Here is a 15379-nt window from a genome sequence, read left to right on the forward strand (position 1 = left end):
GTGTCAATTTGATAATTAGATAAATTTTTAATGCTTAAAATAATAAACCCGACAGGTTTTAAAAACCTGTCGGGTTTGCTTTATATAATTGTTTTAAAAGAATTAGTTTTTCAAATACTTTTCTAAAAACTGATCTTGTTCCCAAAGAAGGTGTAAAATGTTTTCTTTAGCTACATAACTATGTGCTTCTTTTGGTAAAATTACCATTCTTGCATTGGCACCTAAACCTTTTAAAGCTTGGAAATATCGCTCTGTCTGCAAGGTGAAAGTTCCAGGATTGTTATCCGCTTCACCGTGAACTAATAAAATTGGAGTTTTCATTTTGTCAGCATTCATAAATGGCGACATTGTATTGTAAACTTGTGGAACTTCCCAGTAATTACGCTGTTCTGTTTGAAATCCAAACGGAGTCAATGTTCTGTTGTATGCACCGCTTCGAGCAATTCCGCAGGCAAAAAGATTAGAATGCGTCAATAAGTTTGCTGTCATAAACGCACCATAAGAGTGTCCGCCAACTGCTACTTTTTTACGGTTGATGTAGCCTAAAGCGTCTACAGCGTTAATTGCAGCTTCGGCATTGTCAACTAATTGCGAAATAAAATTGTCATTTGGTTCTGTTGTGCCTTCTCCAATAATTGGAAACGCAGCATCATCTAAAACAGCATATCCTTTTGTTACCCAATATACAAACGAGCCATAATAAGGAACAGTAAATTCATTTGAATTTTGAGTCACTTGTCCAGCACTGTTTTTGTCTTTGTATTCTGCTGGATAAGCCCAGATTAACAAAGGCAGTTTTTCTTTTTTAACTTTGTCGTAACCAGCAGGCAAATATAAAGTTCCGGAAAGTTCAACACCGTCTTTGCGTTTGTATTTAATTACTTCTTTGCTCACATCTTTAATGCTTTCAAATGGGTTTTTAAAAGCCGTAATTGGAGTCAGGCTATTTTGTTTTTTAATGTTTCTGAAATAATAATTCGGATATTCGCTTTTAGACTGAATCTGAACTAAAACTTTGCCTGATTTAAAATCTTCAATTTCCAGTAAATCTTCTTTTTTGTCTTTATAAGAAGAAGTGTAAATACGTTTTGATTTTAATGTCTTTAAATTGAATTCATCGATAAAAGGAAATTGGCCTGTTTTAGTAAATCCTTGTCCAATACGGAACGCATTGTCGTTTTCAATAGCTAAAACATATTTGTTGTACTCGTTTTTCTTAGTTTCAAATGTACCTGGATCGGAATAAACATCTTGTGCGTTTCGGTCTGTAATCAATTTTGGTTGTTCACTTGGATTTGAAGGATTGATTAAATACGTTTTTGTATTACGTGTATCGTACCATTCGTCAGAAATAATAGCAATATTATCATTCCCCCAAGTTACATCACTAAAACGTTGTGGTGTTTTTACCAATGAAGTTGGATTGTTTGTAAAAGGCGCATCCCAAAGAAAAACTTCATCTCTAAATTCAACTTTGTTTGCCGGATCTCCTTCATCTAAAGCAGTTACAAATGCCAATGTAGCTGGTTTGTCATTTCTCCAAGCCATTTCGCGTTTTCCTTTTCTAACAGCCATAAAACCTTTAGGAATTATTTCGTTTAACGGAACTTCATTTACTGTTTTAATTTCTTTTCCTCTTGAATCATAAACAATTGTTCGTGATGGGAATCTGTAAAGAGGCACTACATATGAAAATGGTTTTTGAAGTGTAGTCAGCATGATGTAATTACCATCTGGTGAAATTCTTTCTCCAAAATACATTGCTGCATCTTTAAACAAAACAGCGTCACCTTTAAGGTTTACTTTGTACAATTCAGAAGTAACAATATTTTCAAAATTTACTTCATCATTTTTGTTTTTCAACATATCTGGATAGGTTCTGTTTTGAGATTTTTCTCCAGAAGTATTTGAGATAATTGGTCCAGTTGGCAAATCTTTTTTAGCATCTAGTAAAGGCTGTCTGTTTTTAGGAAGCATTTTTACCAGAATTGTTTCATTGTCTGAAAACCAGTTAAACGGATTTCCAAGATTTGCATTAACAGTTCCTTCAGTAAGTTTTGTAGCACTTGCGGTTGCAACATCTAAAATCCAAAGTTCAACTCCTGTTGCAGTAGTGTGCGAAAACAATATTTTTTTGTCATTTGGCGACCATGAGATATTACTAATTTTAGGATTACTTGGTAAACCTGAAACCTGCACTTCGGCCGTGCTATTAATTTTACGTACTTTTAAATTGTTTAAGTACGTAACTGTACTAGAAATATTAGTAATTGGATTAATTCTTAATCCGCCCAAACGCAGTTCCTCTTGGTTTAAGTCGTCTAATGTTTTATAAGTGGGTCTGTACATTAGCAACATGTATTCTTTTTTAGTATCCATTGATACTGTCGGAGCACGTTCGTAGTCGGCTAAGTCTAAAATGGATTTTGATGGTTTTTGGTACGTTAAGCTTTCTTGGGCAAAAGCAAAAAAACCAACGTTTAGAAATAAGAGCAGTGTAACCTTTAATTTCATAATTTGAATTTTAGGGGTTTAAAAAATGGTATTCGTAATGTTTGACTAAAGTACTTCAATCTTGTTACATTTTAAAGCATATTTTCAATAGTTTTCATCATTTTTAACAAAACACTGATATTTCTTAAAAGAAAAAGTTTTAAAGAACTTTAGAATTAAAGTATATTAAATTGTCAATAACGAAAAAAATAGTAATTTGGGTGCTTATGTTTTAAACTATACGTAAATTTGCAATCCAATTTTTAACAAACAATAAAAGAATATGTATCATTCAAAAATAGCGGGCTTAGGATATTATGTTCCCTCAAATGTTGTGACCAACGACGATTTGTCTAAAATTATGGATACTAATGACGAATGGATTCAGGAAAGAACTGGAATCCAGGAGCGCAGACATATCATTCGTGGAGAAGATACCACAACTTCAATGGGAGTAAAAGCAGCTAAAATTGCAATAGAACGTTCTGGCGTAGCCAAAGAAGATATTGATTTTGTAGTTTTTGCAACCTTAAGTCCAGATTACTATTTTCCAGGTCCTGGAGTTTTGGTTCAAAGAGATTTAGGATTAAAAACTGTTGGAGCTTTAGATGTAAGAAATCAGTGTTCAGGTTTTGTTTATGCTATTTCTGTTGCTGATCAATATATTAAAACCGGAATGTATAAAAATATTTTGGTAATTGGTTCTGAAGTGCATTCTACAGGATTGGATATGACAACACGTGGTCGTGGCGTTTCAGTTATTTTTGGAGATGGAGCAGGAGCAGCTGTTTTGAGCCGTGAAGAAGATTTGACAAAAGGAATTTTATCAACACATTTACATTCTGAAGGGCAACATGCTGAAGAATTAGCTTTACAGGCACCAGGAATGGGCGCACGTTGGGTAACTGATATTATTGCTGATAATGATCCAAATGACGAAAGTTATTATCCATATATGAACGGACAATTTGTATTTAAAAATGCAGTAGTTCGTTTTGCAGAAGTAATCAATGAAGGTTTAGAAGCAAATGGTCTTCAGGTTTCAGATATTGATATGTTGATTCCGCATCAGGCGAATTTGAGAATTTCGCAGTTCATTCAGAATAAATTCAAATTGTCAGACGATCAAGTACACAATAATATTCAGAAATACGGAAATACAACTGCAGCATCTATTCCGATTGCTTTAACTGAAGCTTGGGAACAAGGAAAAATAAAATCTGGCGATACAGTAGTTTTAGCCGCTTTCGGAAGTGGATTCACTTGGGCGAGTGCTATTATCAAATGGTAAATTAATTCATCTTGCATTATATTTTAAACCTGCTTCATTTTGGAGCAGGTTTTTTTGTATCCTTTATTTAGGTTGGACAATTCAACGGTTGTCAGGCTGAGCGGAGTCGAAGCCCGCGTGCCAATTGGAACGCCCTTCGACTCCGCTCAGGGTGACAAGCAAGGTGTGAAAATTGTAAAAGAATAGATTTGTCAGGCTGAGCGGAGTCGAAGCCCACGTGTCCATTGGGGCGCCCTTCGACTCCGCTCAGGGTGACAACTGGAATGTTGTAGTTTTATAATATAATGAAATAATTTTCTTACTTTTATATGAAATTAAATTTTTTAAATTAAGATGAAATTATATTACGTCTATATATTAAAATGTTCTGATAATAGTTATTACACAGGATTTACAAATAATATTGAAAGAAGATTAAATGAACACAATTATGGTTTAAATGTGACGTGTTATACATTTGATAGAAGACCATTAGAATTAGTTTTTTATACCGAATTTAATGATGTAAATCAAGCCATTGCATTTGAAAAACAAGTAAAAGGATGGAGCCGTAAAAAGAAAGAGGCAATAATAAATGATAAATGGGAAGATTTGGAAAAATTATCAGAATGTTTGAATGAATCAAGTCATAAAAAATTTAATAAAAAAGAACTTTAATTGTAATTTAGCCTTCGACTTCGCTCAGGATGACATCGAGTTAAAAGTCACTTAATTAATTGTTGTCAGGCTGAGCAAAGTCGAAGCCCTTTTAGATATTTACAATGAAAAAAAATCAACTAGAAATAGCCTGTTTTAATTACGAGTCAGCTTTGATTGCGCAGGAAAGTGGCGCGGACAGAATTGAACTGTGCGAAAACATGGAATTAGGAGGCACAACACCAAATTCTATTTTGGTAGTGAAAGTCCGCGAAAGCATAAATATAAAAATGCACGTTATTATTAGGCCTTGCGGTGGTGATTTTGTGTATTCTGATGAAGAACTTACGGAAATGAAACAAGATATCAAACAGTATAAAAAACTGGGTGTTGATGGTTTTGTTTTTGGAATATTAAAGGCTAACGGAAAAATCAATAAAAAACAAAATAGAGAATTAGTACATTTAGCGCATCCGCTTTCGTGTACTTTTCACCGCGCTTTTGATGTTGTCGACTCAATTGAAAAAGGACTTGAAGATGTAATTGAATGTGGTTTCCAAACCATTTTGACTTCGGGAAGAGGGAAGAATGTTGAAGAAGGAATTTTCGATTTAGAACTGATTCAGAAATTAGCCAAAGACCGAATCGAAATCATGCCGGGCGGAGGGTTAAGATCTTCAAATATTAAATTATTACAGGACAAACTGACGCCAACTTTTTATCATTCGTCAGCAATTACAGATAAGTCAGAAATTGCAAATCCCGAAGAAATAAAGGAATTGAGAAATTTTTTATAGACCATTATAAAAATAAAAAATCCTGGAGTTGGCATACTCCAGGATTTTTTTTTCTACAAGAACTATTAAAATCTACTAATCAAAGTGGGATTAAAACATTCCGCCACCACCTTTATTAGTGTTATCTTCTCTTTGTTTACGCTGTAAATTTTTGATTTTTCCACCTCCAAAGTTGTAAGTCAAACCTAAATAAACTGTTCTACTTTCCCAAGTAAACTCACCTGTTTGTGGATAAGGATAAATTCCATCAAAAGAATATTTCATGGTTTTGAAAACATCATTGAAACGTACACTAATGTTCATTTTATTGTCTAATAATGTATAACGTGAACCAATATCCATTTTGTACATTGCATTTCTTGTTTGCTGAACATCGTCAACTGGTCCTCTGTAAAAACCAAATAATAAAAAGCTTAAACGTTTTGTTGGTTTGAAGTTTGAGTTCATACGAGCATTGAATGCTGAAGTTGTTACACTGCGCTCAAGAGGTGAAGTTGTTCCAGTTGCTGGATCAAATTGAAAAACAACACCTTGCTGTTTAATGCTTGAAAAATCAATAGATGGTTGAATATCCCACCATTTTGTAAGTTTGTAGTTGAACGAAACATCAAAACCGTAAGCGCTGTTGCGATCAAAATTTGTGTAGCTTAAAATTTGTTTGTATCCAGATGGGTCATTTGGATCTGGGCTTAACGTTCTGCTTATTTGGTCGTTGATGCTTCTTACAAAAACTCCAGCTGTAATGCTTCCTTTTTCAAGAGTTTTAGTATAATTTACTTCAACAGAGTTTGTAAACTGAGGTCTTAATTCAGGATTTCCATATGAAGTTACTAACGGAGTAGAAAACTCACGGATAGGTTTTGTTTGCTCTAAACTCGGACGGTCAACACGACGGCTGTAGCTAAATTGTAATGTGTTTTTCTCAGTTAAATTATAAGTTAAATACGCTGATGGATATAAAGTAATATAATCATCATCAAATTTATCTTGACCGTGATTTAAGTTAGCTGCAACTTTATAACTCTCAAAACGAGTTCCTAATTGGTAGCTGAATTTTTTGAATTTTTGACCAAATGTTACATATGCTGAATAAATATCAGTGTCGTAAGTATAGTTTGAAATTTGCTCGTTAACGGGAACTAGAGGATTACCAGTGTTGTAATCATTCGTTGTTCTTGTAATTCTTGCTTCGGCACCAGCTTCAAGAGTAGTTTTGTCATTTAACGGATTTACATAATCAACGTTTAAAGTACTTAATTTTCTTTGGTCACCAATTTTATCACTGTAAACAACACTGTTTACAGAATTATTAGGTCTTGTTGTCTGAGTGTCAAAAGTCGCATTTTGGCTTACTTTAGTATCGCTATAATTACCTTCAAAATCTAAAGTGTGTCCTTCTTTTTTAAAGATATGTTTGTACGCTAAATTGTAAGTTCCCGTTCTGCTTGGTCCTTTATAAATTGAATTTTGGTAAATTTTTAAAATATTTGGATCTCCATTATTGTAATCAATATCAGTAATTACATTTCCGTTTCCAGTTGATTTGTTTTGATTCGTATAGAATGATAAAGTGTTTTTATCATCAATTAAATAATCCATTCCAAGTTTATACAAATAATTGTCATTTTCGTTTGAAATGTCTAGTCTTTGCTTAATATCTTGGTCTAATCTAAAGATTTTTCCATCGTTATAATAAGTACCAAAATTTTGTCCTCCATTTCCAAAGAAATTTACTTTTCCGGTTTTGTAGTTCAAATCTAAAGACTGATTGTATTTTGCAGTTTCTCCAAAAGTAATACCACCACTGTAGCTTCCGTTGAAACCAGTGTTAGCATTTTTGTGCAGAACGATATTGATAATTCCAGACATTCCTTCTGGATTGTATTTTGCACTTGGGTTTGTAATCAACTCAATTTTTTTGATTGAAGTTGATGGAATTTGTTTTAATAATTGAGCAGGGTCAATATTAGATGGGCGTCCGTCAATTAATACACGTACATTGTCATTTCCGCGAAGCGAAAGTTTTCCGTCCTGATCTACGTTTACAGATGGAATATTGCTCATAATGTCAGATGCCGAAGCTCCAGCAGTAGTTAAATCTTTACCAACATTAATTACTTTTCGATCAATTTTTTGCTCAATAGTTGAACGTTCAGCAACAATGTTTACACCTTTTAACTGTGTTGCTTCTTCTTCTAGAGAAACATTTACAGTAGCAGTTTTTCTGTTTTCGCTTAAAATAAGAGAGCCAACATATTTTTTGAAACCAATATATTGAATTTCGATAGTGTAGCTTTTTAATGCTAAGTTTTTAATTGTAAAATCACCATTGTCATCAGTATTAACGCCTGATACAACTTTACCATTTTCTTTAACAGAAACAGTAGCATACGAAATGGGCGCGTTATTTGATTTTTCGATAATTTTCCCGGAGACTGTCCCCGAATTCTGGGCCTGTGCTGTTGCAATTAAACTAAATAATGCGAACAGAAAAAATTTTAATTTCATAATTAATAATTGATTATTTTGATTTGATTGATGATGATTGTTTTTTTTGTTTTTGTTAGATTTTTTTTGCTTTAAATAAATTCAAAGTCTCTATTAAGACTCTTTTATGATTGATATGTTACAAGAAAAACTTAAAAAATTTTCAAATTAATGTCCGAGCTTCTGTTTTGTAGGAGATTAGCGTTTTAATTTTTTGATAATTTTAACATTCATCTGAAAGACTTTTTTAAGAAATTCTAAACGTTTTGTGCGATTTTATATGTTATTCATTTTCTGTAATTCATGAATAAGCAGTATCTTTGCTCACTTTAAAATAAGTTTACATGTCATTATCACAAATTCTTACACCTTCTATACAAAAAGCAATACAGGCATTATTTGATGTTTCAGTTGATAAAATCGAATTTCAGACTACCAGAAAAGAGTTTGAGGGCGATATTACTATGGTAATTTTTCCACTGCTGAAATTAACTAAAAGCAATCCTGTCGAATTAGGAAATAAAATTGGAAATTATCTGGTTGAAAATGTTTCTGAAGTAGCGCGCTTTAATGTAGTTTCAGGATTTTTGAATATTGTTATTTCAGACAGTTATTATCTAAATTTCTTCAATGAAATAAAAGAAAATGCAAAATTTGGTTACGTTACTCCAAATCCGGAAGACAAAGCAATAATGGTTGAATACTCTTCGCCAAATACAAATAAGCCTTTGCATTTAGGTCACGTTCGTAATAATTTGTTGGGATATTCTGTTGCTGAAATTCTAAAGGCTTCTGGAAAAAAAGTTTATAAAACTCAAATCATCAACGATCGAGGAATTCATATCTGCAAATCGATGTTGGCTTGGGAGAAATTTGGAAACGGAGAAACTCCAGAAAGTTCAAATTTAAAAGGAGATAAATTAGTTGGAAAATATTACGTTGAGTTTGACAAAGCGTACAAGACAGAAATTAACCAATTAATTGAATCCGGAAAAACTGAAGATGAAGCAAAAAAACAAGCTCCAATAATCATTGAAGCTCAGGAAATGCTTAAAAAATGGGAAGGTGGTGACGAGAAAGTTATGGAGCTTTGGAAAATGATGAACGAATGGGTTTACGAAGGTTTCGCAACAACTTACAACAATCTAGGAGTTAATTTTGATAAATATTACTACGAAAGCAACACTTATTTATTAGGGAAAGATGTTGTTCAAGTTGGTCTAGATAAAGGTGTTTTCGAAAAAGATCCAGATGGTTCTGTTTGGATTGATTTGACAGATGAAGGCCTTGATCGTAAAATTGTTTTGCGTTCTGATGGAACTGCGGTTTATATGACGCAGGATATTGGAACAGCAATTCAGCGTGTAAAAGACATGCCAGATGTTGGTGGAATGGTTTACACAGTTGGAAACGAGCAAGATCATCACTTCAAAGTTTTATTCTTAATCTTGAAAAAATTAGGTTTTGATTGGTCTTCAACGTTATATCATTTGTCATACGGAATGGTAGATTTGCCTTCTGGAAAAATGAAAAGTCGTGAAGGAACTGTAGTTGATGCCGATGATTTGATGCAAGATATGACAGATACTGCAAGAAGAATCTCTGAAGATTTAGGAAAATTAGACAGTTATTCTGCCGAAGAAAAAGCAAAATTGTACAAAACAATTGGCCTTGGAGCTTTGAAATATTACATTTTAAAAATAGATCCTAAAAAACGTATTTTGTTCAATCCAGAAGAATCAGTTGATTTTGCTGGAAATACAGGTCCGTTTATTCAATATACATACGCGCGTATTCAATCGATAATCCGTAAAGCCGATTTTGATTTTTCTGCCAAAACAAATACAACAGAACTTCATGAAAAAGAAAAAGAATTGATCAAACAAATTGAACTTTTTCCAGAAATTATTCAGAATGCGGCACAAAATCATAGCCCAGCGTTGATCGCAAATTATACTTATGATCTAGTAAAAGAATATAATTCGTTTTATCAATCAGTTCATATTTTAGGTGAAGTTGATTTGACTAAGAAAATTTTCAGAGTACAGCTTTCTCAAAAAGTAGCCGAAGTTATTAAATCTGCATTAGATTTATTAGGAATTGAGGTTCCTGAGAGAATGTAATTATAAAAACATATAAAATTATAAAAAGCCAATAGTTTAAAGACTGTTGGCTTTTTTTATTGTTTTTTAAACGTATTATTCCTACTTTTTCGCTTGCTTCTAAATTATCTTTGACCAAGATATTATTGCCATCACGCATGTTTCTTTGATGGTTCAATCAGTTGATTATTATTTCAAAAATACCTCCTTATATTTATTTTTAACTATTTTGAATTAGTAAGCTTTTAGTGAAAATTGTAAAAGGATTAAACCGCTTAAATATAATTTAGGCGGTTTTTTTTTTATGAAAAATTAATTCATTTTTTTAGAATTTCATTTTAGTCTTTTTGCTTTAAAAATCTTAAAAACTTCTTTTTTCTGTTTTATGGCAGATTTTGTCTTGGAATTTATTCTTACAAATCAGCTGTCTTTTAAAAAACTGTAACTGTAAGATAATTAGTGATCTATTGTTTCAATTTTTATGTTTTATTGGTTATTTTGTAATATAATATTTATATTTTATAATGTTAAATAGTGTAAATTTCTTGTTAAAAATATAATAATGTGATAAGTTGCACCTTCAAATCAAAAAAATATAAACAATGAGACAAAAATTAAAAGGCTTTATGGTATTTTTTTTTGCACTTGCTCTACAATTGACATTTGCGCAAGAAAGAAAAATTACCGGAACTGTTTCGGACAATGCAGGAATACCGTTACCCGGTGTTAGTGTTTTGGTTAAAGGAACGCAATCTGGATCACAGACTGATTTAGATGGAAAATATTCAATCAAAGCTGCAGCAAATCAAGTTTTGGTATTTACTTATGTGGGAATGAAAACTCAGGAAATCACTGCGAGTTCTTCTACTATTAATGTAAAGATGGTAGATAATGCAACTGAATTGGAAGGACTTGTAGTTACAACTGCACTTGGTGTTAAAAGAGAAAAAAAATCTTTAGGGTACGCATCACAACAAATAAGTGGTAAAGATTTAGTTAATGGCGGTGCTGGAAATCAAAATGTTGCCAATCTTTTGTCTGGAAAAGCCGCAGGAGTTGAAGTTTCAAGAAACACAAATTTTGGAGGCTCTACAAATGTTGTAATTAGAGGGAATAAATCACTTACAGGAAATAATCAGGCGTTATGGGTCGTAGATGGAGTTCCTATTGATAATTCTAATTCAAATAGTGATACTCAAGCGACAGGTAGAGGTGGTTATGATTATGGTAATAATGCTTCGGATATTAATCAGGAAGATATTGAAAGCATTAATATTTTAAAAGGAGCAGCGGCAACTGCGCTTTATGGATCCAGAGCAGCAAATGGTGTTGTAATGGTAACTACAAAAAAAGGTAAAAAAGGCGAAGATAAAAAAGTTGGTTTTACCTTCTCGAGCTCATTTACAGTAGGTACAGTTGATAAATCTACGTTTCCAAAATATCAGAATAAATACGGTTCAGGTTACGGATTTGGAAGTTCTTTTTTAGATGACGAAACAATTCCAACAGTAGATACATCAAATGATGCTTCTTACGGAGATGCTTTTACCGGACAACCTGTTTATCAATGGGATTCATTTACTCCATATTCTAAAAATTATGGTAAAGCAACTTCTTGGAGTGCAGCTAAAAATGGACCAATTACTTTTTTTAAAACAGCACAAACAAGTACGAATAGTTTATCTCTGGAAAAAGCAACTGAGAGATCTAGTTTATCTATGTCGTATGTAAATACACTGCAAACTGGAATATTGCCAAATAGTGAATTGAAAAAAAATCAGTTAAGCGCAAGATTCAGTCAAAAAATCACTGACAAGCTAACGGCAAATGCTTATGCGGCTGTAACACTCCAAAATACTATCGGTAGAAACTCTACAGGTTACAATGATAATATAATGGGAACTTTTAGACAATGGTGGCAAACAAATACTGATATTAAAGAACTTCAAAATGTATATAATGCTTCTGGCGGTCAAAATATTACTTGGAACTGGGCTGATCCAACAGCTTCTCCATTAAAACCTGCGTATTGGGATAACCCATATTTTACTCGTTATCAGAATTATTCTTCGGATAATAAAACGCGTTTATTTAGTTATGCCTCTTTAAATTATGAAATAACCAGTTGGCTAAGTGCTTTAGGAAGAGTTTCTCTTGATACGTCTAAACAACTTCAGGAAGAAAGAAGAGCAGTGGGATCAATTGCATCCGGATTTGGATTGTCACCTGTTGACGAAAGTTCAGGTTACCAAAGATACGATGTCAATTTTCAGGAAATTAATTACGACTTTATGTTGAACTTCAATAAAAAGTTTGGCGATAATCTAAGTTTGACCGGAGTTCTTGGAACAAATAGTAGAAGAAATGGAAAAGATAATATTTTGTCTTCTACAATTGGTGGTTTAGTTGAAGCTGGAAAATATGCGTTGTCTAATTCTCGTTATGAACTTCCTTTTCCAACAGAAAGCAAAGCAAAGTGGGGAGTTGATGGTGTTTATGCTCAGGGCTCTCTAGGTTTTAGGGATACTTATTTTGTTGATGCTTCTATTAGAAGAGATGTTTCTTCAACATTACCAAAAGGCAATAATACGTACACTTATCCTGCTATTTCAGGATCTTTCCTATTCTCAAATCTAGTAGATAAAAAATGGTTAAACCTGGGTAAATTTAGAGTAAACTATGCTGAAGTTGGTAATGACGCAACACCTTTAAGTTTGGTTAATACCTATACAAGAAGTTCAAACTTTAATGGCGAACCTATATATACTTTACCAAACATAAATAAGAATCCAAATCTTAAGCCAGAAAGAACAAAATCATTTGAGGTTGGTTTAGAAACAAGCACTTTTAATAGACGTTTAGGACTGGATGTTACTTATTACAAAACAAATACTGTTGATCAAATAGTATCTGCTGAAACTTCATCAGCATCAGGATTTACTTCTGCTTGGGTAAATGGAGGAAATATTGAAAATAAAGGATTAGAAGTTCAACTTACAGTAACACCAATAAAAACACAAGATTTTACTTGGGATGTTATTGTAAACTGGTCTAATAATAAAAGCAAGGTTGTCTCTTTGCCTGCAGGAATAGATAATTTGCAAATTGCTTCTTTTCAGGGAGGTGTTTCTATAAATGCTACTCCTGGTGAGGCATATGGAACAATTAAAGGTACAGATTATGTGTACACAGATGGTCAAAGAACTGTTGATCAAAAAACAGGTAAATATTTAATATCTGGAACAGCTGATAAAACAATTGGAAATGTTACACCGGATTGGATAGGTAGTGTAAGAAATAAATTTTCTTATAAAAATGTTTCTATGAGTTTTTTAATTGACACGCAAAAAGGCGGCGATATTTTTTCACTAGATATGTATTATGGTCTTGCAAATGGACTATATCCAGAAACTGCAACAGCAGATCTTAGAGAAAAAGGCCTTGTAAATCCAGGTGTAGGTGTAATTGTAAACCCAATTGATGGCACACAAACTGTTATTCCAAATACAGTTTCGACGGTAAATAATAATGATACAGCTGCTAAAACTGGCCCGGGAGCTTACTCGAATAATTATGGTTATTTGGCGCAACCTGCTAAGGCATTCGTGTATGATGCTTCTTATGTGAAATTAAGAGAAGTTTCTATTTCTTACAATTTCCCTAAAAAAATGTTTGAAGGAACATTTGTAAATGCAGCAACATTAAGTTTATTAGGATCAAATTTATGGATCATAAGCAAAAATTTACCTTATGCAGATCCTGAAAGTGGCTTATCATCAGGAAATAAATCAAGAGGTTATTCTGTTGGGTCATTGCCTACAACAAGAGACATTGGATTTAACCTAACATTTAAATTTTAATAGTATAACATGAAAAAAATAATTTGTTTATTAAGCATCATAATGCTTGTAAGTTCTTGCAGTGATTTATCAGACTTAAATGTAGATGAAAAAAATTCTTCGAAAGTGCCTGCATCGACTTTATTTACAAGTGCTGAAAAAGGAATTGCAGAACAGGTAATTAACACAAGTGTCAATAAAAATATTTTTAGACTCGTTAATCAGCAATGGACGGAAACTACATATATTGATGAATCTATTTACCAATGGACAACTAGAAAAATATCTGATAATCATTGGAATGCTTTTTTTTCTGGTACGACAACAAATGATGGTTCGCTTTACGATTTAATACAAGCAAAATCTTATGTTGAAAATGAAGTTATTTTGACAGCAGATCCTGACTTTGTTGCTAAGACTGCCATTAAAAAAAATCAGCTTGCGATGATTGACGTATTGATTGTTTATTCGTATCAGATTCTTGTAGACACATTTGGAGATGTACCTTATTCTGATGCTTTCAAAGGGTCGGGAAATTATCTTCCTAAGTATGATAAAGCATTAGATATTTACAAAGATTTAATTGTTCGTTTAGATAATTCAATTACTAATATAAACACTTCTTATCAAGGTTTTGGATCTGCTGATGTTATTTATAAAGACAATTTATCTTCTTGGATAAAGTTTGCAAACAGTGTTAAATTGAAATTAGCAATCAATTTAAAAGCTTCGGGTCTAGAAAATGCTTTGGCTGATGCAGCTATTATATCAGCTTCTAAATCTTGTTTTACATCAAATAAGGATAATGCAAAAATTTCATATCAGACTAATGTTCCAAATACGAATCCAATTTATGTTGAATTAGTTTCTGGTGGAAGACACGATTTTGTTCCTGCAAAACCTTTCGTTGATGCTTTGGTTTCTAAAAATGATCCTAGAACAAAAGCTTATTTTGCACAAAACCTAAAAGATGAAAATGGTAATCCTTTGCCTTATAAAGGAGGAGTAATTGGTATAAAAAATACCTATTCAAAATTTACTCATGTAAGTGATACAATCCAAAATCCTGATTTCAAAGGGACATATCTTGATTATGCCGAAGTGGAGTTTTTATTAGCTGAAGCGGTTGAAAGAGGTGTATCAATAAATGGAAATGCAGCTACTCATTATACAAATGCAATTAAAGCATCAATGGAAGATTGGGGAGTAGCATCAAGCGACATTCAGTCATATTTAGCTCAACCATCAGTTGCTTATTCTACAGCGGCAGGAAGCTGGGAGCAAAAAATTGGTGAGCAAGCTTGGTATGCAATGTTTAACAGAGGTTTTGAAGGATGGACATTTACACGAAGATTAAATTTTCCAGTTCTTATGCCTCCTTCTAACGCTGTAGCTGAAGCAGAAGGTCAAATTCCGTCAAGAATGACTTATCCAATTAGAGAACAAACTTTAAATGCCACTAATTATAATGTGGCGGCTGCTTCAGTAGGTGGAGATAAATTGAAAACTAAATTATTTTGGGATAAAAATTAAGTATTATATATTCAGACTTACGATTAGCAAGGAATATAATTTGCTCTGCTAATTAGGTTATGTTTTACGCGAAGTACATCTAAATTATAAAGATATTTGGAGTGCGATTTTCTCAACCTGATTTTGCTTGAAGGTTTTTAAGCCAATAGTTTTTAAAACTATTGGCTTTTTTTTATTCTTTAGCGTTAAAAGTAAATTTTA

General features: G+C 32.8%; 8 protein-coding genes. 6 read left to right on the top strand and 2 right to left on the bottom strand.

Annotated elements, in window-relative coordinates; genetic code table 11:
* Positions 1–102 precede the first annotated feature (102 nt).
* The gene (locus tag RB619_RS15905; protein WP_308099214.1) at positions 103–2514 is read right to left on the bottom strand and encodes a prolyl oligopeptidase family serine peptidase; all 2412 of its coding nucleotides are present in this window, start codon (positions 2512–2514) and stop codon (positions 103–105) included.
* Between the two features lie 262 nt (positions 2515–2776).
* Between RB619_RS15905 and RB619_RS15910 the strand changes: the two genes are divergently transcribed.
* The 3 genes from RB619_RS15910 (at position 2777) to RB619_RS15920 (ending at position 5217) form a co-directional block, all read left to right on the top strand.
* Positions 2777–3784 carry a beta-ketoacyl-ACP synthase III gene (locus RB619_RS15910; RefSeq protein ID WP_308099216.1) on the top strand — a complete coding sequence of 336 codons (1008 nt, stop codon included), beginning with the start codon at positions 2777–2779 and terminating at the stop codon, positions 3782–3784.
* 333 nt (positions 3785–4117) lie between these two features.
* Positions 4118–4441: a GIY-YIG nuclease family protein gene (locus RB619_RS15915; RefSeq protein ID WP_308099218.1), complete on the top strand. Its 324-nt coding sequence runs from the start codon at positions 4118–4120 to the stop codon at positions 4439–4441.
* A 104-nt stretch (positions 4442–4545) separates the two neighbouring features.
* Positions 4546–5217 (top strand): copper homeostasis protein CutC, encoded by a 672-nt coding sequence (locus tag RB619_RS15920; RefSeq protein ID WP_308099220.1) that lies wholly within the window; start codon positions 4546–4548, stop codon positions 5215–5217.
* Positions 5218–5307: 90 nt separating this feature from the next.
* Here RB619_RS15920 and RB619_RS15925 read toward each other — a convergent pair whose 3' ends face one another.
* Positions 5308–7725, bottom strand: a complete 2418-nt coding sequence (locus RB619_RS15925) for a TonB-dependent receptor domain-containing protein (RefSeq protein WP_308099221.1) — start codon at positions 7723–7725, stop codon at positions 5308–5310.
* Between the two features lie 323 nt (positions 7726–8048).
* Between RB619_RS15925 and argS the strand changes: the two genes are divergently transcribed.
* The 3 genes from argS (at position 8049) to RB619_RS15940 (ending at position 15178) form a co-directional block, all read left to right on the top strand.
* A complete protein-coding gene (argS, locus tag RB619_RS15930) occupies positions 8049–9827 on the top strand; it encodes an arginine--tRNA ligase (RefSeq protein ID WP_308099222.1) in 1779 nt (592 codons plus the stop codon).
* Between the two features lie 581 nt (positions 9828–10408).
* Positions 10409–13666, top strand: a complete 3258-nt coding sequence (locus tag RB619_RS15935) for a SusC/RagA family TonB-linked outer membrane protein (RefSeq protein ID WP_308099224.1) — start codon at positions 10409–10411, stop codon at positions 13664–13666.
* A 9-nt stretch (positions 13667–13675) separates the two neighbouring features.
* Entirely contained in the window at positions 13676–15178 is a 1503-nt protein-coding gene (locus tag RB619_RS15940) for a SusD/RagB family nutrient-binding outer membrane lipoprotein (RefSeq protein WP_308099226.1), read from the top strand.
* The last annotated feature ends 201 nt before the right edge of the window (positions 15179–15379 follow it).

Origin of the sequence: Flavobacterium sp. LHD-80 (assembly GCF_030929605.1) — a bacterium.
Lineage (GTDB): Bacteria > Bacteroidota > Bacteroidia > Flavobacteriales > Flavobacteriaceae > Flavobacterium.